Annotated in this window: 17 protein-coding genes; 3 read left to right on the forward strand and 14 right to left on the reverse strand. The window is 73.3% G+C overall.

All coding sequences use genetic code 11. From position 1 onward, the window contains the following. Nucleotides 1-5 precede the first annotated feature (5 nt). From ACZ4MU_RS24350 to ACZ4MU_RS24400, 11 genes are read right to left on the reverse strand one after another with little or no spacing between them, the layout of a single operon-like run. Entirely contained in the window at nucleotides 6-509 is a 504-nt protein-coding gene (locus ACZ4MU_RS24350; RefSeq protein WP_467880239.1) for a hypothetical protein, read from the reverse strand. A gap of 4 nt (nucleotides 510-513) precedes the next feature. Beyond that, nucleotides 514-1,785, reverse strand: a complete 1,272-nt coding sequence (locus tag ACZ4MU_RS24355; protein WP_467880242.1) for an MlaD family protein — start codon at nucleotides 1,783-1,785, stop codon at nucleotides 514-516. Then, nucleotides 1,782-2,945, reverse strand: coding sequence for an MlaD family protein (locus tag ACZ4MU_RS24360; protein ID WP_467880245.1), 1,164 nt, complete (start codon nucleotides 2,943-2,945; stop codon nucleotides 1,782-1,784). Before ACZ4MU_RS24360 ends, ACZ4MU_RS24355 begins: the two co-directional genes overlap by 4 nt. Continuing rightward, nucleotides 2,942-3,988: an MCE family protein gene (locus tag ACZ4MU_RS24365; RefSeq protein WP_467880248.1), complete on the reverse strand. Its 1,047-nt coding sequence runs from the start codon at nucleotides 3,986-3,988 to the stop codon at nucleotides 2,942-2,944. The genes ACZ4MU_RS24360 and ACZ4MU_RS24365 overlap by 4 nt, the downstream gene beginning before the upstream one ends. Then, complete coding sequence (locus ACZ4MU_RS24370) at nucleotides 3,985-5,049, reverse strand: MCE family protein (protein WP_467880251.1); 1,065 nt, start codon at nucleotides 5,047-5,049, stop codon at nucleotides 3,985-3,987. The genes ACZ4MU_RS24365 and ACZ4MU_RS24370 overlap by 4 nt, the downstream gene beginning before the upstream one ends. After that, a complete protein-coding gene (locus tag ACZ4MU_RS24375) occupies nucleotides 5,046-6,080 on the reverse strand; it encodes an MCE family protein (protein ID WP_467880254.1) in 1,035 nt (344 codons plus the stop codon). The genes ACZ4MU_RS24370 and ACZ4MU_RS24375 overlap by 4 nt, the downstream gene beginning before the upstream one ends. 40 nt (nucleotides 6,081-6,120) lie before the next feature. After that, entirely contained in the window at nucleotides 6,121-7,437 is a 1,317-nt protein-coding gene (locus ACZ4MU_RS24380; RefSeq protein WP_467880257.1) for an MCE family protein, read from the reverse strand. Next, nucleotides 7,434-8,303: an MlaE family ABC transporter permease gene (locus ACZ4MU_RS24385; protein WP_467880260.1), complete on the reverse strand. Its 870-nt coding sequence runs from the start codon at nucleotides 8,301-8,303 to the stop codon at nucleotides 7,434-7,436. Before ACZ4MU_RS24385 ends, ACZ4MU_RS24380 begins: the two co-directional genes overlap by 4 nt. A gap of 1 nt (nucleotide 8,304) precedes the next feature. Next, nucleotides 8,305-9,132 (reverse strand): MlaE family ABC transporter permease, encoded by an 828-nt coding sequence (locus ACZ4MU_RS24390; RefSeq protein WP_467880263.1) that lies wholly within the window; start codon nucleotides 9,130-9,132, stop codon nucleotides 8,305-8,307. Then, nucleotides 9,129-10,169, reverse strand: coding sequence for an ABC transporter ATP-binding protein (locus ACZ4MU_RS24395; protein ID WP_467880266.1), 1,041 nt, complete (start codon nucleotides 10,167-10,169; stop codon nucleotides 9,129-9,131). Before ACZ4MU_RS24395 ends, ACZ4MU_RS24390 begins: the two co-directional genes overlap by 4 nt. A 14-nt stretch (nucleotides 10,170-10,183) precedes the next feature. After that, the gene (locus ACZ4MU_RS24400) at nucleotides 10,184-11,746 is read right to left on the reverse strand and encodes a hypothetical protein (RefSeq protein WP_467880269.1); all 1,563 of its coding nucleotides are present in this window, start codon (nucleotides 11,744-11,746) and stop codon (nucleotides 10,184-10,186) included. A gap of 760 nt (nucleotides 11,747-12,506) precedes the next feature. On the opposite strand from ACZ4MU_RS24400, the gene ACZ4MU_RS24405 reads away from it, so the two are divergent. Then, nucleotides 12,507-13,790, forward strand: a complete 1,284-nt coding sequence (locus ACZ4MU_RS24405; protein ID WP_467880272.1) for a PucR-like N-terminal domain-containing protein — start codon at nucleotides 12,507-12,509, stop codon at nucleotides 13,788-13,790. Here the strand turns inward: ACZ4MU_RS24405 and ACZ4MU_RS24410 are convergent. Next, nucleotides 13,726-15,630, reverse strand: a complete 1,905-nt coding sequence (locus ACZ4MU_RS24410) for an AMP-dependent synthetase/ligase (RefSeq protein WP_467880275.1) — start codon at nucleotides 15,628-15,630, stop codon at nucleotides 13,726-13,728. The genes ACZ4MU_RS24405 and ACZ4MU_RS24410 overlap by 65 nt on opposite strands. A 236-nt stretch (nucleotides 15,631-15,866) precedes the next feature. On the opposite strand from ACZ4MU_RS24410, the gene ACZ4MU_RS24415 reads away from it, so the two are divergent. Both ACZ4MU_RS24415 and ACZ4MU_RS24420 read left to right on the forward strand, forming a co-directional pair. Next, nucleotides 15,867-16,865, forward strand: coding sequence for an urea transporter (locus ACZ4MU_RS24415; RefSeq protein WP_467880278.1), 999 nt, complete (start codon nucleotides 15,867-15,869; stop codon nucleotides 16,863-16,865). Between the two features lie 69 nt (nucleotides 16,866-16,934). Next, nucleotides 16,935-19,016: a DHA2 family efflux MFS transporter permease subunit gene (locus ACZ4MU_RS24420; RefSeq protein ID WP_467880281.1), complete on the forward strand. Its 2,082-nt coding sequence runs from the start codon at nucleotides 16,935-16,937 to the stop codon at nucleotides 19,014-19,016. A gap of 68 nt (nucleotides 19,017-19,084) precedes the next feature. Here the strand turns inward: ACZ4MU_RS24420 and phsA are convergent, their stop codons facing one another. Further along, on the reverse strand, nucleotides 19,085-20,920 hold the full coding sequence (gene phsA / locus ACZ4MU_RS24425) for an O-aminophenol oxidase PhsA (RefSeq protein WP_467880284.1): 1,836 nt from the start codon (nucleotides 20,918-20,920) through the stop codon (nucleotides 19,085-19,087). Nucleotides 20,921-20,986: 66 nt separating this feature from the next. After that, nucleotides 20,987-21,403 carry a YchJ family protein gene (locus ACZ4MU_RS24430; protein WP_467880287.1) on the reverse strand — a complete coding sequence of 139 codons (417 nt, stop codon included), beginning with the start codon at nucleotides 21,401-21,403 and terminating at the stop codon, nucleotides 20,987-20,989. Nucleotides 21,404-21,464 lie beyond the last annotated feature (61 nt).

A 21,464-nucleotide genomic window follows, 5' to 3' on the forward strand; every position in this document is an offset into this window, starting at 1 on the left:
TCCCCTCAGCCCGTCCCGACCGCGACCGCGGTCAGGGAGGTGAGCTTCCAGCCGTGGCCCGTGCGCGCCAGGCCCGCCTCGAAGCGTTTGCGGTCGGTGGCCGGGGCGCCCGTGCGGGGCCGCGCCTCGACGCGTACGGTCGCGATGAGTCTGGCCGTGCCGGAGCGGGTGTCGAGCTCGGTGACGGCCGCGTCGGTGACCTCGGCGCGGGTCGTGGTGCCCTGCTCCTTGAGGACCTGGGCGCTCTTGGCGCGGGTCGCGCGCAGCTCGTCCCCGAGCGGACCGGTCGTCGCCTCCAGCCAGTCGGCCAGGTCCGCGTCGACGTCGCGGGCGTCGAGGGAGTTCAGCCGGGCGAGGTGGCGGCGGCCGTCGGCGAGTGCCGCGTCGCGGCTGTGCGCGTACGCCAGATCGCCGTCGCCCCGGGCGCGGGCGTACGTCCACGCCGACACCCCGCACAGGGCCAGGGCGAGCACCAGTCCCAGGGTCCAGGCGAGCCGTCGGACTCTCATGCCCTCACTCCCCCAGCCCCAGCAGTCCGGCGAGGCCCGTGGGGCTGTCCGGCGGCACGGAGGGCGCGCCCAGCACGCCGCTCGCCCCGCCGGAGCCCGTCAGCGAGCCCGTGGGCGACCCCGTCGAGGAGCCCGACAGCGAGCCCGGCACCGCCGGCGCGGGCACCGGGCCCCTGGGGGCGTTGCCCGACCCCCGGACGTTCTGGCCGCTCGCGGCCGGTGAGGTGCAGCGCGCCCCGGTGTTCACCCGGGTGTTCGGGGAGGTGTCGAGGCCGTCGCGGTAGCGGGTGCCCTCGTACCCCTTCGTGCAGGGCAGGGGTGTGAAGAAGGTGGTCACCATGCCGAAGTCCACCCCGGCAGGGCCGACCGCGCTGGAGCCCGCGGCGGCCACCCGGGGCAGCCGCACCATCAGCTCCTCGGTGCCGTGCTGCCGGGTCACCAGGAGCTCGGAGGTGGTGGTCAGATTGGCGAGCAGCACGCTCAGACCGGGGTCGGTGTCCCGCAGCAGCGCGGTGAACTCGTCGGCCGTGTCCGGTGTTTCGTCGATGACCCGGCGCAGGTCGGAGTCGGAGTCCTTCAGACGCCGGGCGAGGGTGCGGGCCCCGGTGGCGAAGGAGGTGAGGGCACGGGTGCTGTCGGCCTGGGTTCTCAGCACGGTCTCCCCGTCGGTGAGCAGTCGGGTGGTGGCGGGCAGGGCCTGGTCGGCGGCGTTGAGGAACTGGCTGCCCGAGTCCAGGAGCACCTGGAGGTTGGTGCCCTGGTTGGCGAAGGCTCTGCCGAGTTCGTCGACGGCCGTACGCAGCTCGTCCGTCGGCACCGACGCGGCCAGGGAGTCGATGCCGGTCAGGAGCCGGGTGATGGGGGCGGGCGTGCTGGTGTCCCGGCGGGCGACGGTGTCGCCGTCGTGGAGGTAGGGGCCGCGGTCGGTGCGGGGAGCGAGGTCGAGGTACTGCTCTCCCACCGCCGACAGACCGGCCACCTTGGCGTCCAGGTCGGCGGGGATCGGCGGGGTGCCGTCGTCGATGGCGAGGCGCGCCTCCACGCCGTCCCGGGTCAGCGCGATACCGCGGACCCGGCCCACGTCGACACCCCGATAGGTGACTCCTGCCCCGGGGAACAGGCCGCCGGTCTCGCCGAGTTGGACGCGTACGGTGTACGAGCCGGGCGCGCCGACGAAGCGCCCGAGGTCCGCGTAGGTCACCGCGATGTAGCCGAGCACCAGCGCGCCGAGCAGCAGGAAGGCGACGTTCTTGATGTGCGTGCCGAGGGTGATCACCGGACACCGCCTTCCCCGACCGGGGGCAGTGGCAGGGTGTTCCCGGTCGGCGCGGGCGTGGTGTGCTCGGGCAGGATCAGGGTGCCGGGGGCGGCGGCGACCTTGAGGTAGACGTTCAGATAGTCGCCCTTGACTCCGCTGAGCACCTCGTCGGTGAACGGGTACGTCATCAGCACCTGGAGCGAGGCGGGCAGGTCCCGGCCCGCGTCGGCCAGGCCCTTCAAGGTGGGGGCGAGCGCGCGCAGGTCGGCCACCAGGTCGGCCCGGGTGCGCTCCACGGTGCCGACGGCCGCCGTGGAGAGCGTGTCCAGGGACCTGAGCATGGTGACGAGCGAGCCGCGCTGGTCGCGCAGGACCGTGAGGCCGGGGCCGAGCCGGTCCAGCACCGTGCCGACCCGGGCGTCCCGCGCGGCCACGGTCGACGACAGCCGGTCGAGGGCGCCGAGCGCGTCCGTGAGGTCGCCGCGGTGCGTGTCGAGGTCCTTGGCGAAGGCGCTGATCCGGGTGAGGACGGAACGCGCCGAGGACGCGCGGCCGTCGAGGGCGCGGTTGAGCTCGCGGGTGATGGTGTTGATCTGCTGCACTCCGCCGCCGTTGAGCAGCATCGACAGGGCGCCGAAGACCTCCTCCACCTCCGCGTTGCGGTTGGTGCGCGCCAACGGGATGACGTCGCCGTCCGCCAGCGGCGCGAGGTCACGGGTGGCGGCGGCGGTGCGCGGGCCGGTGGTGCGCGGGCCGGCGGTGTCGTTGAGGTCGGGGCGGGGGGCGAGATCCTTGGGGGCGACGAGCTGGACGTACTTCTCGCCCAGCAGGCTGGACTGCTCCAGATTGGCGTAGGCGCCGGCGGGCAGCCGCACCTTGCCGTTGACCCGCATGGTCACCCGGGCCAGCCAGTCGTCGCCGCCCGCCGTGATCTTCTCGACCCGGCCGACGGGAACGTCGTTGACCTTCACGGCGGACTGGGGGAAGAGGCTGGTGACGTCCCTGAAGACGGCGGTGACGCGGTACGGGTGGCTGCCGAGGTCGGCGCCGCCGGGCAGCGGCAGGTCCTCGATGCCGCGGAACGACGGCAACCCGAGGCCGCCCGGCGTGATCGCGAGCCCGGTGACGACGGCCGCCGCGCACAGCGCGAGACCCGCGCGCGCCGCGCCCCGCCTCATCGCCCGGCCTCCGGCGCGCGGCTCCCGTAGGTCTCGGCGGCGGGCAGGGGCAGCGGGCCGAGCTCGTTGAGGTCGGCGCGGCCGTCGATGGTGCGGATGGCCGGGTTGTAGGCGTTCTCCAGGTTGGCGGCGGCGAGCGGCAGGGTGTCCAGAGCCTCGCCCAGGGAGGCGCGTTGGTCCACGAGCGAGCGGGTGAGGGTGGCGAGCCGGTCGACCTGCTGCCTGAGCCTGCCCCGGTTGTCGCGGATGAAGGTCTTCACCTGGCCGAGGGCGGTCCCGAGCTGCCGCAGTGCGGCGGCGAGGTCGTCCTTCTCACCCGCGAGGAAGGTGGTGACGTCGGAGAGCTGCTGCTCGGTGGTGCGGACCGTACCGTCGTTCTCCTTCAGCATGGTGACGAACGACTGGAGTTGGCGCACGGTCCTGACCAGGTCGGCGCTGGAGCCGCCGAGGACCTTGGCGGCGCCGCCGAGCTGCTGGACGGTACGGCCGACGGCGTCGCCGTTGCCCTTGAGGTTCTTCGCGGCGGTGTCGATGAGGCCGGAGAGCGCGCCCTTGCTGTTGGCGCCGGTGGGGCCGAGCGCGTCGACGAGGGCGCTGACGCTGTCGGCGAGTTCGTCGATCTCCATGGGGGTCGCGGTCCGCTCGCGCGGGATGACCGCGCCGTCCGCGAGGACCGGTCCGCTGCCGCTGTAGGCGGGGCTGAGCTGTACGAAGCGGCCGGAGACGACGCTGGGGGCGACCACGACCGCCTGGACGAGCTGGGGGATCCGTACGCCCTTGTCCACGCGCAGACTCATCCGCACCCGCGTGCCCTCGGGGCGGATGCGGCCGACGCTGCCGACCCGCACCCCCAGCACGCGCAGGTCCGACCCCTCGTGCACGCCGACCGTGCGGTCGAAGTAGGCGGTGAGGCGCAGGGCGCCGTCGTCGCCCAGGACGCGCACGGCGACGGCCGAGACGGTCCCCGCGAGCAGCAGCGTGAAGGCGACGCCGAGGACGAGGAGCCCGCGCACCCTGGTCGGTGCGATGCGTGAGAGTCTCAACTCCCTTTTCCCTTCGCCGGTTTCGGGGGCATGCAGCCGCGGGGCGGCGCGGTGCCCGGGGGCAGGTACGACGGGGGGACGAGGCCGCACAGATAGCTGTCCATCCAGCGGCCGTTGCCGAGGGTGTTGCCGACCAGCCGGTAGTACGGGCCCGCCTGCGCCAGGACGCGGTCGAGGCTCGCCTTGTTCCTGGAGAGCACCGCCGTGACCCGGCCGAGCGAGTCGAGCGCGGGGCCGAGCCGGGCCCGGTTGTCCGCCACGACACCGCTGAGCTGGACGCTCAGCTCCTGGGCGCCGGTGAGCAGCCCGTGGATGGCGTCCCTGCGGTAGCCGACCTCGGCGAGGAGGCGCCCGCCCTCGGTGAGCAGGTCGCGCACCCGGTCCTTCTTGCCGTCCAGGGTCCTGGTGACCTGGTCGGTGCCCTTGAGGAGCCGGGTGATCCGCTCGTCCCGGCTCGCGATGGCCAGCGACAGATCGGCCAGCCCGGTGACCGCCTTGTGCACCTTGGGCGGGGTGCCCCGGAAGGTGGCCGAGAGCGTCTCGAAGCTCTTGGCGAGGGTGCGCGTATCGAGCTCGCCCACCGTCTCGCCCAGCCCGTCGAGGGCGTCGAGCACGTCGTAGGGTGAGGTGGTGCGGGTGATCGGGATGCGCCGGTGGGGGTCCTGGGACCCGGTGCCGCGCGGGTCGACCGCGAGGTACTTGGAGCCCAGGAGCGTCCTGATGGCGATGCCGACGGTGCTGGCGTCCCCGACCCAGGCGTCCTTGACGGTGAACCCCACCTTCACCTTGGGACCGTCGAGCCCGACCGTCTTCACCTCGCCGACCTTCACGCCCGCGATCCGGACCTCGTCGCCGGGGTGCAGCCCTGCCAACTCCTTGAAGTCGGCGGTGTAGCGGGTGCCGCCGCCGACGAACGGCAGCGCCTCGACGTCGTAGACGAGCAGGCCGATCAGGGCCATGGTGAGCAGCCCGACGACGGCGATCGCCACGGGGTGCCGTTCGGCCACCGGTCTGCGGGCGGCCCCGGGCGGGCGCGGTCCACGGATGCGTACGGGGGTCATCGGCGGCACCTCCGGTCCTTGATCGCGATGCCGGTGGGGGGCGGGCTGCCGTCGTCGGTGGCGACGCCGGTGACCCTCGCCTCGCAGAGGTAGAGGTTGAGCCAGCTCCCGTACGAGGCGGCGCCGGTCAGGGCCCGCATCTTGGCGGGGGTGCGGCGCAGGAACTCCTCCAGCAGCGGGCTGTTGTCGGCGAGAGTGGCGGAGACCCGGCCGAGCTGGTCGATGCTGCCGCGCAGCGGCTCGCGGCCCTCGTCCAGCAGTCCCGCGGTGCTGGTGGTCAGGGCCGCCAGCGAGCTGACCGCCCGGCCGATGGGTTTGCGGTCACCGGAGAGGCCGGAGACCAGCTCGTCGAGGGTGTCGATGAGGCCGGTGAGCCGGCTCTCACGGGTGTTGACGGTCCGCAGCACGGTGGTGAGGTTGTCGACGACCGAACCGATCACCGCGTCCTTCGCCGCGAGGGTGCTGGTGACCGATCCGATGCTGGTGACCAGGCTCTCCACGGTCGGGCCCTCGCCCTGGAGGACCTGGACGACCGAACCGGCCAGCTTGTTGGTCTCGGCCGGGGAGAGGCCCTGGAAGAGCGGCTGGAACCCGTTGAAGAGCTGGGTGAGGTCCAGGGCGGGCGAGGTGCGGCGCAGCGGGATGGTCCCGCCGGGCCGCAGCGGCGGCTCTCCGACCGGGCCGGCGCCGCGTTCCAGCGCCACATAGCGCTGGCCGACCATGTTGAGGTACTTGACGGCGGCGGTGCTGGAGGCGGGCAGGGCCCGGCCCCGCCGGACGGAGAACCGCACCTGCGCGTACCGCCGCTGGACGATCTCGACCGACTCGACCCGGCCGACCTCGACGCCCGCGATCCGGACCGAGTCGCCCTCGGTGAGCCCGGTGGCGTCGGTGAACCACGCCTTGTACGTGTCCTTGTCGCCCACGCCCGTGTCGCTGATGCTCAGGGCCAGCACGGCAGTCGCCACCACCGTGACCAGGACGAAGACCGCCGACTTGATCAGCGGTCCGGTGAGGGGCGCGCGGTTCACCTCGTCCTCGCCTCCGTCGTCGTGCCCGTCGTCGGCGGGTTCATCGCAGCCTCACGTCCGTGCCGCGCAGCACCGGTCCGGCGAGCACGCTCGACCAGTCGGGCAAGGTGGCGGGCATCCTCCGGTCCCCGGCCGCCAGCACCTCGTTCACCAGGGTGTTCTCCTGCGGCGAGTTGGCGACGCCGAGTCCGCCGCCCACGGTCGCCAGGGGCGCGGCGGCGCTCGTGGGAGCCCTCCCGGACGCCTGGCCGCCGCCGTAGGGCACCGGGTAGCAGGCCGGGCCGCCCCCGGCGGTGTAGGCCGGTGTGTCGTGGCCCGGGCGGTAGGCGCCCCGGTCGGGGACCACTGTCACGTCCACGTGCAGCCCCGGCTCGTCGGTGCCCTTGCCGAGCGCCCGGTCCATGGCGGGGACGAAGTCGGCCAGGGTCTTGAGGGTGCAGGGGAAGGCGGGCGCGTACCGGCCGAAGATCTGCAGGGTGGGGCGGCTCGCGGCCGTGACGCGGATGAGGTTGTCGCGGTTCTGCCGGATCCAGGTGGTGAGGTCCCTGGAGGAGGTGGTCACCGATCCGTAGACCGCCGCAAGGCGCCGCTGCTCGGCGGCGAGGGTGGCGCTGGTGGTGGTCGCGTCGTAGAGCGCGTCGACGATGTCGGGCGCCGCCCGCGCGTACCCCTCGCCCACCCGGACGAACTCCCTGACGTCCCGGTTGAGCACGGGCAGCAGCGGGTTGAACCTGCCCAGGTAGTCGTCGAGTTGCTCCAGGGAGGCGCCGAGCTTGTCGCCGCGTCCGCGCAGCGCGTCCGCCACCGCCGTCAGCGTGGCCGACAGCTTCTGCGGCTGTACGGCGGTGAGCACCGGCAGCAGGTGGTCGAGCGCCGTCTCCAGCTCGACGGCGTTGCGGCTGCGGTCCCGGGGGATGACGCTGCCGGGCGCCAGCGGCCTCGCGGAGGGCCGGGCGGGCGGTACGAGCGCCACATAGCGCTGGCCGAAGAGCGTGGTGGGCAGTAGCTGGGCCGACACGTCCGAGGGCACCCGGCGCAGTTGCCCCGGTTTCATGGCGAGGGTGAGCCGGGCCGTCCCGCCGTCGGTGTCGATCTTCTCGACCCGGCCGATGACCACGCCCCGCAGCTTCACGTCGGCCCGCGGACGCATCTCGTCACCGACCGAACCTGCCTCCACGGTCACGCGGGCGGTGTCCTCGAAGTCGTGGTGGTAGAAGGCGAGCGAGAGCCAGACCAGCGGAAGGGGCAGCAGCAGATAGAGCAGACCGGCCAGTCTGCGGCGGCGGGCGAGCACGGAGTCCGCCGGGCGCGCCCGGACCGGGGCCACCGTCGGCCGCTCCCGTACGGGCGCGCTCATCCCGCCACCTTCACCGTGGTCGTGGCGCCCCACAGCGCCAGGCTGAGGAAGAAGTCGGCGACGCTGATCAGCACGATCGCGGTCCGCACCGACCGGCCCACGGCCACGCCGACACCCGCCGGGCCGCCCGTGGCGCGGTAGCCGTAGTAGCAGTGCGCCATGATCACCAGAACGCTGAAGACCAGCACCTTGAGGAAGGAGAGCAGCACGTCGGTGGGGGCGAGGAAGAGGTGGAAGTAGTGGTCGTAGGTGCCGGTGGACTGGTTGTTGAAGAGGACGGTGACTGCCCGCGACGCCAGGAACGACCCCAGCAGCCCGATCCCGTACAGCGGGACGATGGCGACCGTGCCCGCCACGATCCGCGTCGAGACGAGGTACGGCAGGGGCCGTACGCCCATGCTCTCCAGGGCGTCGACCTCCTCGTTGATGCGCATCGCGCCGAGCTGCGCGGTGAAGCCGGCGCCCACCGTGGTGGAGAGGGAGAGCGCGGCGACCAGCGGGGCGATCTCGCGGGTGTTGAAGTACGCGGAGACGAACCCGGTGAAGGCGTCGGTGCCGATCTGGCTGAGCGCCGCGTACCCCTGGAGGCCGACGACGGTGCCGGTGAAGACGGTGATGCCGATCATCACGCCGACGGTGCCGCCGATGACGCTCAGGCCCCCGCTGCCGAAGGTGACCTCGGCGAACAGGCGCTGGACCTCCTTGGGGTAGCGGCGGACCGCGCGCGGGATCCACAGCAGGGCGCGGAGGTGGAAGAGCGCCTCGTCGCCGGGCCGGTCCAGCCACCTCAGCCATCTGCCCGGCTCGCGTGTGCCGGGTGCGCCGTCCTCTCGCGTACGGCCTCGGGCCCGGTCCAGGAGCGCCATGTCAGAGCCCCTTCGCCGGGACGAGCCGCAGATACAGGGCCGTCAGGACCATGTTGACGAAGAAGAGGATCAGGAAGGTGAAGACGACGGACTGGTTGACGGCGTCGCCCACGCCCTTCGGGCCGCCCTTGGGGCTGAGGCCCCGGTGGGCGGCGACCACCCCGGCGATGAACCCGAAGAGCACGGCTTTGAGTTCGCCGATGAGCAGGTCGGAGAGCTGGGCGAGCGCGGAGAAGCCGGCGAGGTACGCGCCCGGGGTGCCGTGCTGCACGATCACCGCGAAGAAGTAGCCGCCGAGCGTCCCGACCACCGAGACCAGACCGTTGAGGAGCAGTCCGACCGACATGACCGCCAGGACCCGGGGCACGACGAGCCGCTGCACCGGGGAGACGCCCATGACCTCCATGGCCTGAAGCTCCTCGCGGATCGTCCGTGCGCCCAGGTCCGCGCAGATCGCCGAGCCCGCGACCCCGGAGATCAGCAGCGACACGATCAGCGGGCTCGCCTGCTGGACCAGGACGAGCACGCTGGCGCCGCCGGTGAAGGACTGGGCGCCGAACTGCTGGATGAGCGAGCCGACCTGGAGGGCGATGACCGCGCCGAACGGGATCGTCACCAGCATCGCGGGCAGGATGGTGACGCTGGCGATGAACCAGAACTGCTCGACGAACTCCCGTGTCTGGAAGGGCCGCCGGAAGGTCAGCCGTACGACGGTGAGGCCCAGCGCGAAGAGCCTGCCCATCTCGCGCAGCGGGTCGAGGACGCGCAGCGGCGGCCGGGGCGCCGGCGCTCCGGCGGGCCCGGGTCCGGACTCGGCGGGGGCGGTCACCGCAGCCCCCCGCCCTCGTAGGTGCGCAGGGGCCGGGTCCGTACGAGCGTGCTGTCGAGGCCGCCCGGTGGCGTGCCCCGCAGGTCTGCCTCGACGGCCGCGCGGGCGGCGGGCGCGAGCTCGTCGAGGAGCGTGCGCACCCGGGCGCGGCGGCGCTGGACCGCGCGGCGGGGCGGCAGGCCGGGGGTGGGTTCGAGCTGCGGGGCGAGGGTGCGCCGGGCGGGCGGGCCGAGGGCCGGGGCGTGCGCGGCCTCTTCGGCGAGGGTCGCCCGGTCCTTCTCCTCCGACATGCCGATGGGACCGGCCCTGCGCCCGTTGAGGAACTGCTCGACGACCGGCTCGTCGCTGGTCAGCAGCACCTCGCGCGGCCCGAAGGCGACCAGTTCGCGGCAGAACAGCATCCCCATGTTGTCGGGGACGGTGGTCGCGATGTCGATGTTGTGGGTGACGATCAGCATGGTCGCGTCGAGCTGGGTGTTGATGTCGATGAGGAGCTGCGAGAGATAGGAGGTGCGGACCGGGTCCAGCCCGGAGTCCGGCTCGTCGCAGAGGATGATCTGCGGATCGAGGACGAGTGCCCGGGCGAGCCCGGCCCGTTTGCGCATCCCGCCGGAGATCTCGCCCGGCAGCTTCCGCTCGGCGCCCACCAGGCCCACCACCTCCATGCGCTCCATGACGATCCGGCGGATCTCCGACTCCTTCTTCCGGGTGTGCTCGCGCAGCGGGAAGGCGATGTTGTCGAAGAGGCTCATCGAGCCGAAGAGCGCGCCGTCCTGGAAGAGCAGCCCGAAGAGCTTGCGGGCCTCGTAGATGTCCTTCTCCCGGCTGTTGGCCATGTCGACGCCGTCGACCAGGACCCGGCCCCGGTCCGGCCGGAGCAGTCCGACGATCGCCTTCAGGAACACCGTCTTGCCGGTGCCGGAGGGGCCGAGCATCACGCTGATCTCCCCGGCGGGCAGGGTCAGGGTGACGTCCTGCCAGATGGTCTGCCGTCCGAAGGCCTTGGTGAGCCCCTCGACGACCACGTCGATTCCCATGGCTTCGCGGCTCCTCAGCGCGGGGGCAGTTCGGGGACGGGCGGGGCGCTCCCGGCGCCCGCGAGCTGCCCCTGCCGGATGCGGACGGCGTTGCCCGGGCCGGAGAGGGCGGCGGTGAACAGCGGCGACAGGTCCTCGCCCCGGCTGCCGCAGCCGGCGAAGGGCGGGATGGTGATCCGGCCGTCGAGGATGCCGCCGGTCAGGAAGTTGTACGCGCCGCTCAGGACGGTGTCGAACGGCCGCACGGTGCGGCAGCGCGGCCCCACCTCCAGCGGTACGCCGTTGAGGCGTACGTCGTGGACGCGCAGATGCTGCCGGTAGGCGATGGTGGTGGTGAAGGTCTCGCCGCGCCGGACGTTGACGACGGTCACCGGCTCCGGCTCGAAGGTGACCAGCGCGCTGGTGGGCTGGAAGCCGAAGGTGAGGAAGGTGGAAGAGGCGTCGGGGAAGCGCAGGAGCCCCACCGAGTCCGACTCGTCGTAGTCCGGGGCGCTGACCGTGCGCTTGCCGAGGTTGAGGTGCATCGGACCGGGGCTGCCGTGCGGATCGTTGACGACCATCGCGCTGCCCAGCTTGTGGACAGTGGCGTAGCCGACGGCCACCACGCAGAGCGAGGCGCCCAGCCGGCCCTCGACCGCGCCGGGCGGCGGCTTCGGCAGCCGGCTCGGGTCGAGCTCCCCGGCGGGCGGGTCGGCCGGGCAGACGGGCGCGGTGGCGAGCGGGGCGGGGCCGACCTGGATCGCGGGCCCGCCGCCCCCGGCGCCGGGGGCGGGGGAAGGCGTCGTGGAGGCGGATGTGGGGCCGGTGGCGGTGCCCGGGGCCGTGGGCTCGCTCACCGTCCATGCGGCGAGCCGGGGGCCGGGCGGGCTCACGGGGGTGCACCGCAGCTCCAACGGCGCCGCGGAGGCGGGGGTTTGCGCCGGGCCGGGCGACGCGGAGAGGGCGGGGGCCGGTGCGGGAGCGGGGGCCGGTGCGGGAGCGCTGGCCGGTGCGGGAACGGGGTCCGGGGCGGGGGCCGGCGGCGGGGCGGGAGGCGAGGCCGGGGGCGGCCCCGAAGGGGGGGCCGGTGCGGGCGCTGCCTGGAGGAGCAGGGTCAACTCGCTCGCGCTCAACACCACTTCACCACTCCTCCCCACCGTGATCGCCGGTACCTCGCCCGTGAACACCGGCCGCAGCCCCTCGCCCTTGGAGGCAGGCGGGGCGGAGAGCCCCGCCCAGTCGGCGCGGGCCGACGCCCCGTTCTGGGCGACCTCCACGGCCAGCCGGGCGGTTCCGGTGACCGCCGTGGTGCCCGGGGGCAGGAGCGCGGCGGCGACCTCCGAGGTCAGCTCGGGGCGTACGGAGAACCGTTCGGTCCGCAGCGGCTGCCCGGGGCGGCCGTCCGTCGGATAGACGCCGAGGAAGCCCACGGCGACGGCCCGGCGGACGGGGCCCGACCCGCAGTCGTAAAGGGCCTGAACACCCGTCTCCCGATTTCGCGCGATGGTCCCCGATGCCGGAACAAGGCCGAGGAGAAGCACGGTCACGCCCAGCGCGGCGGCGATAACGGCACCACGCCGGTCGAATGCACCGCCCATGGCTTGGCTCCTGTGAATAGGGGGTCTGCGGGCGCCGGGAACGGCCGATGTCGCCGTGACGTTACGTACGGGTAACCCCGTGCCGCAATACCGCTTCCGCGCGAATCTCCGATCTCCGCGCCCGTCGGCGCCAATTTGTCACCGGCGCCACAATTCCGGGTGCCGGCCTTGTCAACGGCGGCACAGAACCGGGGCGCGCGCAGAACCGGAAGGCGTACGGAACCGGGGCGCACGCAGGAGCGGGGCCCCGCGGTCCGGGGGGGACGGATCGCGGGGCCCCGCCGGGATCCGCAGCCCTGGGGGCGTGGGCCGCGCCGCCGGGGAGCGGGCGGCGGCCCGCCGTGAGGGGCGGCGAGTGCCGTCTGCCCCGGGGCACCGAGGACGCTACGCGCGCGGAATCGGGCGGTGCAATACCCGACGGCTGAATCCGGCCGCCCGGTCTTCCGGCCGCCACGCGCACGCACGTTATTGCCCCTCGTCCGGCCGCGCCCGGAAATTCGTCCACAGGTCAACGTTTTCAGCCGTGTTCGGGCCATCCCATTGCCCCTTCCGCGCCGGGGCGAGCATCTTTGTGTCCGGCCGCAACGAGAACCCGTCACGGGGCACACATTTCCTCCGTACGCACGGGTGCCCTCGGGAGCGGGCTGGTCTATGTTGCAGATGTTGTGAGTTGACGTCGGCCCCGCAGAAGGCCCACGGTGCGTCGCCCACCCGAGCCGAACGTCGAGCCGTACGTCCCGGCCAGTGAAAGGGACAGCGCATGCCGAACGCCCTCCACGCATCGGCCTCCTCGGAGCAGCTGGGTCCGATCCCCCGGGAGCTCGCCACCATCATGTGGCCCGAACTCCCCCCGCTGCTCGACGAGATCAAGACCGAGGTCGTCCGCGCGTACCCGGAGTTCGCGGAGGTCTTCGCGGGTCCGCACGGCCGGTTCGTGCACTCGGCGATCGAGCAGAGCCTGACCATCTTCGTGGACCAGGTGGTACGGCCCTCGGTGCCGTCGCCGCTGCGCGACGAGATGATCCGTACGTTCGGCCGGTTCGCCGCCTCCCGGGGCGGCAGCCTGGACACCCTGCGCGGCACCTTCCGGGTCGGCGCGCGGGTCGCGCTGCGCCACACCAAGAAGCTGGGCAAGCGCTACAACCTCTCCCCCGTCTTCATGCTGTCCTTCGCGGACACCCTCTTCGCGTACGTGGACCAGCTGGAGGCGCTGGCCGGCGAGGGCTACCTCCAGGCCAGGTCGTCGGCCGGGGACAACCAGGACGAGCTGCGCAGGAAGATCCTGCGGCTGATCGCCTCCGGCGGCGGTACCCCCCGGGCCACCCTGGTGGAGCTGGCCGAACGGGCGGGCTGGCAGCTCCCGGAGGAGCTGACCCTGGTCGCGCTGAGCGCCGGGGCCCACCCCGCCCGCACCGCCCTGCACGACGACGTGCTCATGGACCTCGGGGACCCGCAGCCGTATCTGCTGGTGCCGGGCGCCCTGCACGAGGAGCGTCAGGCGTCCCTCGTCGAGGCGCTCGGCGGGGCGCGTGCGGCGGCCGGGCCCACGGTGGCGCCGGCCGGGGCGGCCGACTCGCTGCGCTGGGCCCGCCAGGCGCTCGGCCTCGCGCTGTCCGGGGTGATCACCGAGGAGCCCGTGGTGCACAGCGCGGACCATCTGGTCACGCTGCTGCTGATGTCGGACCCGGCGCTCGTGGAGCTGCTGGCGTCCCGTGAACTGGCCCCGCTCCAGGGCCATACGCAGACCCGCCGCGAGCGTCTGACCGAGACCCTGCGGGCGTGGCTCGCCACCCGGGGCACCGCCGCCCAGATCGGCGAGGTGCTGCACATCCATCCGCAGACCGTCCGCTACCGCATGCGCAACCTCGACGCGGCCTTCGGGGACCGGCTGGCCGACCCCGAGCGCCGCTTCGCCACCGAGATCGTGCTGCGCGCGATGCGTCTGCGCGAGCGGGCCGACCCCTTACCGGGCCCCCCTCTCACTTCCGCTCGTACAGCTCCTCGATCTCGCGCGCGTACACGGCGGCCACCGCCCGCCGCCTGACCTTCAGGGACGGGGTCAGCAGCCCGTTCTCCTCGGTGAACTCCCCCGCCACCAGTCGGAACCGGCGGATCGACTCGGCCCGTGAGACGGCCGCGTTGGCGTGGTCCACGGCCTTCTGCACGTCCGCGACGAGCTCCTCGTCGTCCACCAGGGCCGCGACCGGGGTGTCCACGGGCCGCCCGCGCACCGCCAGCCAGTGCTCCAGCGCCTGCGGGTCGAGGGTGACCAGCGCGGCGACGTAGGCACGGTTGTCGCCCACGACCAGGCACTGGCCGACCGGCGGGCGGCTGCGCAGGCGGTCCTCCAGGACGCTGGGCGAGACGTTCTTGCCGCCGGAGGTGACCAGGATGTCCTTCTTACGGCCGGTGATGGTGAGATAGCCGTCCTCGTCGAACCGGCCGAGGTCGCCGGTCGCGAACCAGCCGTCGTCCAGGACGGTGTCGGTGGCCGCCGCGTCCTTCCAGTACCCGCCGAACACGATCGGCCCCTTGACCAGGACCTCTCCGTCGTCGGCGATCCGGACCGCGGTGCCGGGCACGGGCAGGCCGACCGTGCCGGGGCGCGGGCCGAGCGGTGGGGTGATGACGGCGGCGGCGGAGGTCTCGGTGAGGCCGTAGCCCTCGTAGACGAGGATGCCCGCGGCGTAGAAGAAGAGGCTCAGCTCTCGGTCGAGGGGCGAACCGCCGCTGATGGCGTACCGCAGCCGGCCGCCCAGCTCCTTGCGGACGCGCCGGTAGACCAGCAGGTCGTAGAGGGCATGCGCGAGCCGGAGCCCTGGGCCGGGGCCCTTCCCCGTGCCCACGAGGCGGTCGAGGGCGGCCTCGCCGTAGCGTACGGCGGTCCGGTGGGCGCGGTCGAAGGACGCTGCGCGGCCCATGCGCTCGGCGGTGGCCCGCCCGGTGTCGTGGATCTTCTCGAAGAGGTAGGGCACGCCCACGATGAAGGTGGGCTCGAACTCCCTGAGCTGCGGCCGTAGTTCGTCCGGCTTCACGCTCGGCCAGTGGCCTATCTCGATACGGGCGAGCAGGCAGCCGATCTGGAGGCTGCGGCCGAGGATGTGGGCGAGCGGCAGGAAGAGCAGGGTCGAGGCGGGCGAGCCGTCGGCCGTCTTGAAGACGGGGTGGGCGAGCTCGGCGGTGTTGGCGGCCTCGGTGTAGAGGTTGCCGTGGGTGAGCACACAGCCCTTCGGCTTGCCGGTGGTGCCGGAGGTGTAGCAGAGGGTCGCGAGGGTCTCGGGCCCGAGTGCGGCGCGGCGCTTGCCGAGCTCCTCGTCGCTCACCCCCCGCCCGGCTATGGCCAGTTGGGCCAGGGCGCCGTCCTCGATGACGAGGACCCGGCGGCCCTCGGTGGCCGCTCCGGCCGTCCGCACCTCGGCCCCGCTCTCCGCGATGAGCGTCCGGGCGCCCGAGTCGGCGAGGATCCAGTCGACCTGCTCGGTGGATGAGGTGGCGTAGACCGGCACGCTCACCCCGCCCGCGGCCCAGATCGCGAAGTCCAGGACGGCCCACTCGTAGCGGGTGCGCGACATCAGCGCGACGCGGTCGCCGGGTTCGAGGCCCGAGGCGATCAAACCCTTGGCGGTGTCGGCCACTTCCCGGGCGAAGGCGGCGGCCGTGACCGGCTGCCAGCGCCCGCCGCGCCTGCGGCGCAGCGCCACCGCGTCCGGCGCCTCGGCGGCGTTGGCGAACGGGATGTCGGCGACGCTGCCCGTCCCGGGCGCGGCGAGCGGGGCAACCCGCACCTCGCGCACCTCACCGCCCTGGCGCACGATTTCCACCCGGGCCGACCCGGTGGGATCACCGCGCCGGACGGCCCTCCTCAGATCTTTCCGTACGCCCATGCGTCGACTCCTCTGCTCGGCTCGGGGCGGAGTGGTACGGAGCACCAACCGGTGGTACGAGAGCTGACTGACCCGCCAACTTACCCCCGCGTAACCAGAAATCAATCCCACCGGATCGACCGAGCGGGACCGGCGATCATGGGAGGTTCCGACCAGGGCGCACCCCTTGCCCCGGCCGGCCCCGCCCCCCGTACAGTGCCCTGGGCCGCCGGGGCCCCTGGACGGGAGGGACACGAGTGGGGCAGGAGCGTGCCGCGCGGTGGCGGCGGTTCGCCGTTCACGTCCTGCGGGGGCAGGCGCAGGTGGACTTGGTGCCGAGCGCGGTGACCGGGGCGGTGTTCTGCGTCGGGCTCTTCGTGGCGGGCCGGCACTACGGTCTGTACGGACTGCTCGGCACCGCCGTCGGCACCGCCACCGCCCATCTCCTGGGCGTGGAGCGGACGAGGATCGCCGCCGGACTCGAAGGGGTCAACGCCTGTCTGGTCGCCGTCTGCTGCGCGGTCGGCCTGGGGCCGGGGCACCTGTCCACCGCACTGCTCGCGGCGGGCGGCTGCGCGGTGGTCACCGTCGTCACCGCGGCCACCGCCACCGTGCTGCGCCCCTGGGGCCTGCCGCCGCTGACGCTCCCCTTCTGTCTGACGGCGAGCGCCATGACGCTCGCGGCGCCGGGCTTTTACCGGGTGGGGCACCACGGCGACGGCGCTTGCGCGCTCGCCCGCGCCGCCGAGGAGCCGGTCGCGCTGGGAGTGCGCGAGCTGGCGCAAGGCTTCTTCGCCAACGTCGCCCAGGTCTTCCTGGTGCCCCAGTGGTACGTGGGGCTGATCTTCCTCGCCGGGATCTTCCTCGCCGACCGGCTCGCGGGGACGATGGCGTGTGCGGGCAGCGCCGTCGGCATCCTCACGGCGTGGGCGCTGGGCGCCCCGGCGGAGCGGATCGCGGACGGGACGACGGGGTACAACGCGGTGCTGGTGGCGATGGCCCTGTGCGGGGCGCTGCTCGCCCCCGACCGGTTCAGCCTGGGCTTCGCGGTGGCGGGGGCGGCGGTCGCGACCGTCCTGGGCCCCGCGCTGAGCGCGCTGCTCGCCCCGGCCGGCGGCCAGGCGCTGACCTGGCCGTTCGTCCTGACCACCCTGGTGTTCCTGGCGGCGGTCCCGGCGCTGCCGAGGCTGCGGTGCGCACCGGCGCCGGCGCCCGTGGGGACACCGGACGGAACGGGCGCGGCCCTGCCCGGCTGAGTCCGTGTCCGGTCACCCGCACGGCCCGCACCGCATGCGTCCCACCTGCGGCGGTGTGAGGGTGCCGGTGTGAGCACAGCCAGCGACACCGCGCCCCCGGCAGCCGCCGCGCCGCCCGTGCTGGACGCCCGCCGGCGGAACATCGTGTTCGGCACGATCATGCTGGGGATGCTGCTGGCCGCGCTCGACCAGACGATCGTGGGCACCGCGCTGCCGACGATCGTCTCCGACCTCGGCGGCGCCGCGCACATGTCCTGGGTGGTCACCTCCTATCTGCTCGCGGAGACCGTCGCGACGGCGCTCGTCGGCAAGTTCGGCGACCTCTTCGGCCGCAAGGTGGTCTTCCAGGTCTCGGCGGTCGTCTTCATCACCGGCTCGTTCCTGTGCGGCCTTGCGACCAACATGTCGCTGCTCATCGCCTGGCGGGCGCTCCAGGGCATCGGCGCCGGCGGTCTGATGGTCACCTCGATGGCGCTGATCGCGGACGTCATCCCGCTGCGCGAGCGCGGCAAGTACCAGGGCGCGATCGGCGCGGTGTTCGGTGTCTCCACCGTCGTCGGGCCGCTGCTGGGCGGGCTCTTCACCGACCATCTGACCTGGCGCTGGGCGTTCTACGTGAACGTGCCCATCGCGGTCCTTGTGGTCGTCGCCGCCGCCCGCACCATTCCCTCGGTCCGCTCGGCGGCCAAGCCGGTCATCGACTACCTGGGCATCGGGCTCGTCGCGGCCGGGGCCAGTGCCCTGATCCTGGCGACGAGCTGGGGCGGCAACGAGTACGCCTGGTCCTCGCCGACCGTCCTCGGTCTCTTCGCGGGCGGCGTGGCCGCGCTGGCCCTGTTCTGCTGGGCGGAGACCCGGGCCGCCCAGCCGATGCTGCCGATGCGGCTCTTTTGCAACCCCGTCTTCACGGTCTGCTCGGTCCTCAGCTTCATCGTCGGTTTCGCGATGCTGGGCGCGATGACGTTCCTGCCGACCTACCTCCAGTACGTGGACGGCGACTCCGCCACCGTCTCGGGCGTGCGCACCCTGCCGATGGTGATCGGCCTGCTGATCGCCTCGGTGTTCAGCGGCAACGTGGTGAGCAGGACCGGCCAGTACCGGATCTTCCCCATCGTCGGCGCGCTGGTGATGGGCGTGGGGCTCTATCTGCTCTCGCTGATGGGGCCGGACAGCGGCGCCTGGCTGGAGTCGCTGTACATGTTCGTCCTCGGCCTCGGCATCGGCCTGTGCATGCAGGTCCTCACCATCGCCGTGCAGAACACCGTCGACTACGCCGACCTCGGCACCGCCACCTCCGGGGTGACCTTCTTCCGTACGCTGGGCAGCTCCTTCGGCACGGCGGTCTTCGGCACCATCTACGCCAACACCCTCAAGCCCAACCTGGCGGACGGGATCGCCGCCGCCGCGCGGGCGGGCGGGGCGGACCCGGTGGCGCTCGCCCGGGCCGCGCAGTCCCCCGAGGGCCTGAAGTCGCTGCCCCCGGCCGCGGCGGAGCCGATCGTCCGGGCGTACGCGGACTCCCTGCACACCGTGTTCCTGTGGACCGTGCCGGTGGCGGCCGCCGGCTTCCTCGTGGCGCTCTTCCTCAAGCAGGTCGAGCTGCGCGACTCCGCCCGCTCCTCCTCCACCGACATGGGCGAGGGCTTCGCGCAGCCGTCCACCGGGGACTCGCAGAAGCTGCTGGAGCTGTCCGTCGGCAGGATCGTCCGCAGCGCGGGCCCCGACACCGCCCGCCACATCGTGGCCCGCTCCGACTCGCGGCTCGACATCGCGGGCGCCTGGGCGGTGATGCAGGTGGAGCTCTTCACCAGGATGGTCGGGCACGCGCGCCTCGGCCTGATCGCGGGCCGCCGCCGGCTGCCGCCGGAAGTGCTGGTGCCGGTCTTCCAGCGGATGGTCGAGGAGGGGTTCCTGACCCGCGAGGGCTCCTACTTCTCGCTCACGGGGGCGGGCCGGCGCGAGGTCGACGCGATCAGTGCGTCCTGGTCGGAGTGGCTCAACGAGCGGTTGGAGCGGGACCGGGGCCGCCCGCGCAGCGCGGAGCTGCGGGCCGCCGCCGACACCATCGCCAAGCGGCTGCTCGCCGAGGACCTGGCGGGCGGCCTCCCCCCGGCCGAGCGCGAGACGGTGGGTGCGGCGGCCGGGCCCTGACGGCCGCACCCCGGTTCGCCCCCGCCCCCGCCCCGCCCCGCGCCCCGAGATGGAGGAACTTCCGTGCCTCAGCCCGTATGCCCTCCATGGCCGTCGTGGCCGCCGTGTCCGCCCGCGTGGTCGAACTTGAGCGCCTCGGCGGGCGCCACCACGAACGGCCGCATCATGCCCATGTCCTCGTGCTCCAGCAGATGGCAGTGGTACATGAACCGCCCGTACGCCCCGTCGAAGCGGCCGAGCACCCGCACCAGCTGCCCCGCCGGGACCCGGAAGACGTCCTTGAAGCCGCGCTCGTTGGGTGCGAGCGGGATCGGGCGCCCCGCGTCGTAGGCCACCGGCGTCCGGGTGCCGCCGAGCTTCTGGTCGAACCCGGCCACGGTGTAAGCGTCACGGCCCATCAGCTGGAAGTCGGCCAGATGGATGTGCATCGGGTGGACGGGGCCGCCGAGGTTGAGGAAGCTCCACTGTTCGAAGGCGCCCTCGGCGAGGGTGAACCCGAGGCCGTCGTTGAAGGTCCGGGCGATGCGCCGGTAGGTCTTCACCGTGCCGTCGGCGCCCCGCAGCCTTATCACGCCGTCCACCGGCTCGTCGGGCGCGTCGGTGACCTCCGCCATCTCCCAGATCTCCGGGTGGCCACCGCCCCCGACGGTGCCGGGCGGGGTGAGCACGACCAGGCGGTGGCCGTGGTGCAGCTGCCCGTGCTCGTACCGCCGGAAGGAGCCGGAGAGCACCTGCGGCAGCACGAAGCCGTCGCGCTCGCGGCACTCGCGGACCCGGAACTCCATGACGTGGGGGTAGCGGACGTTGTTCACCGGGTCGGGCACCCCGGCGGGCTTGCCCGCGCCCTTGTTGACCAGGCGCAGCCGGCGGCCCGCCAGCTCCCGGAAGTCGACGAGCAGGTCCATGCGCTCGGCGGGCGCCACGGTCAGCGCGGGCAGCGCCGCGTCGAAGCCGACCGCCACCGGGGCGGGCAGCAGTCCGCCGTCGCTGCCGATCTGGTGGAGCACCCCCGGCACGGGGTTGTCGTCCTCGTCCAGGAGCACCAGGTCGTAGATGCGGGCGTTGGAGGCGTTGACGAGCCGGAAGCGGTACCAGGCGGCGTCGGTGTCCAGGTGCGGCCAGATGACGCCGTTGACCGTGGTGAAGGGGCCGGTGAAGGGGGCCGTGACCGGCCGTCCCGTCTCGGCGTTCTTCGGGTCGACGACGATCGTCTTGTGCAGCAGCCGCCCGTCGAGGCGGCCGTCCTCGTCGGTGTCGAGGTTGCGGTCGGCGAGGATCAGCGGGATCTCCCGCTTGCCGTGCGGCAGCCGCAGCGCGTCCTCCTCCTCGTCGCGCACCAGATACGTGCCGACGAGCCCGGCGTAGACGTTGAACCGGGTGATGTTCATGGCGTGGTCGTGGTACCACCACTGCACGGCCTGGTGGTCGTTGGGGTACTCGGCGAGCTGGGCGTCGCCCTCGCCCACCGCGTTGTCGGCCCAGCCGTCGTTGCCGCCGCCGGTCTGGGCGCCGTGCAGATGCGTCACGGTCCAGGCGGGCAGCGCCGCCACGTCCGCGCTGGGCTCGGCGTCCCCGCGGCCCGGCTCGGTGGTGGCGGGCGGGGTGCCCTGCGGGCGCGGCGGCACCTCGACGGCGGTGACCGGGTACGTGCTGCCGCGCGGCACCCGGTTGGTCCAGGCGATCCGTACGCGCTCCCCGCGCCGCACCTCGATGGTGGGGCCGGGCACGGTGCCGTCGTACCCCCACATCAGGGTGGGCGGCAGCTGGCTGTGCAGGCGCACCCAGGTGGGGCGCACGGCGATCTCGGTCTCCCGGCGCACCTCGCCCCGGGCGGGGCGCAGCACCTTCGGGACGGGCAGGCGATCGGTGTACGGGACGAGTTCGTCCCCGGCGATGTCGGACATGTTCTCCCCCTGATCCCGGCCATCGCGGCCGTTCACGGGAAAAGACGCCGAAAGCCGCGATCCGGTTCAGCTCGTGAACACCGCGTCCAGATACACCCAGGCACCCTCGTACCGGACGAATCGGCTCCGTTCGTGCAGCGAGCCCTCGCCGCCGCCCTCGGTGTAGTGGGCGCGGAAAGCGACCTCGCCGGTGGTGTGGAAGGCGGTGCCGTCCTTGGTGTCCAGGATCTCCAGGCGGGTCCAGCGCATCCCGGGGTCGAAGTCGACGGCGGCGGGGCGGTGGTCGGGGTGCCAGGTGCGCAGGAGGTACGGCTCGTCCTGGACCGCGAAGGCGCTGAAGCGGGAGCGCATCAGGGCCTCGGCGGTGGGCGCGGCCTGCCCGGCGTGGTAGCGCCCGCAGCACTCGACGTACGGCGCGGGGAGCCCGCAGGGGCAGTCCACGGGGGGCTTGGGGCGGGCGGGGCGGGGGGTGCGACGAGCCATGCCCCTATCTGACCACATCCGCTCGGGGCCGCTCCCGTACGGCCGCGCGGCCCGGGCGGGA

The organism is Streptomyces sp. NPDC026377, from assembly GCF_055567715.1.

Excerpts from the sequence above, each read along its gene's own strand:
- ACZ4MU_RS24350 (WP_467880239.1), bottom strand. The coding sequence starts at position 509 with ATGAGAGTCCGACGGCTCGCCTGGACCCTGGGACTGGTGCTCGCCCTG.
- ACZ4MU_RS24360 (WP_467880245.1), bottom strand. The coding sequence starts at position 2,945 with ATGAGGCGGGGCGCGGCGCGCGCGGGTCTCGCGCTGTGCGCGGCGGCC.
- ACZ4MU_RS24370 (WP_467880251.1), bottom strand. The coding sequence starts at position 5,049 with ATGACCCCCGTACGCATCCGTGGACCGCGCCCGCCCGGGGCCGCCCGC.
- ACZ4MU_RS24380 (WP_467880257.1), bottom strand. The coding sequence starts at position 7,437 with ATGAGCGCGCCCGTACGGGAGCGGCCGACGGTGGCCCCGGTCCGGGCG.
- ACZ4MU_RS24385 (WP_467880260.1), bottom strand. The coding sequence starts at position 8,303 with ATGGCGCTCCTGGACCGGGCCCGAGGCCGTACGCGAGAGGACGGCGCA.
- ACZ4MU_RS24395 (WP_467880266.1), bottom strand. The coding sequence starts at position 10,169 with ATGGGAATCGACGTGGTCGTCGAGGGGCTCACCAAGGCCTTCGGACGG.
- ACZ4MU_RS24400 (WP_467880269.1), bottom strand. The coding sequence starts at position 11,746 with ATGGGCGGTGCATTCGACCGGCGTGGTGCCGTTATCGCCGCCGCGCTG.
- ACZ4MU_RS24405 (WP_467880272.1), top strand. The coding sequence starts at position 12,507 with ATGCCGAACGCCCTCCACGCATCGGCCTCCTCGGAGCAGCTGGGTCCG.
- ACZ4MU_RS24410 (WP_467880275.1), bottom strand. The coding sequence starts at position 15,630 with ATGGGCGTACGGAAAGATCTGAGGAGGGCCGTCCGGCGCGGTGATCCC.
- phsA (WP_467880284.1), bottom strand. The coding sequence starts at position 20,920 with ATGTCCGACATCGCCGGGGACGAACTCGTCCCGTACACCGATCGCCTG.
- ACZ4MU_RS24430 (WP_467880287.1), bottom strand. The coding sequence starts at position 21,403 with ATGGCTCGTCGCACCCCCCGCCCCGCCCGCCCCAAGCCCCCCGTGGAC.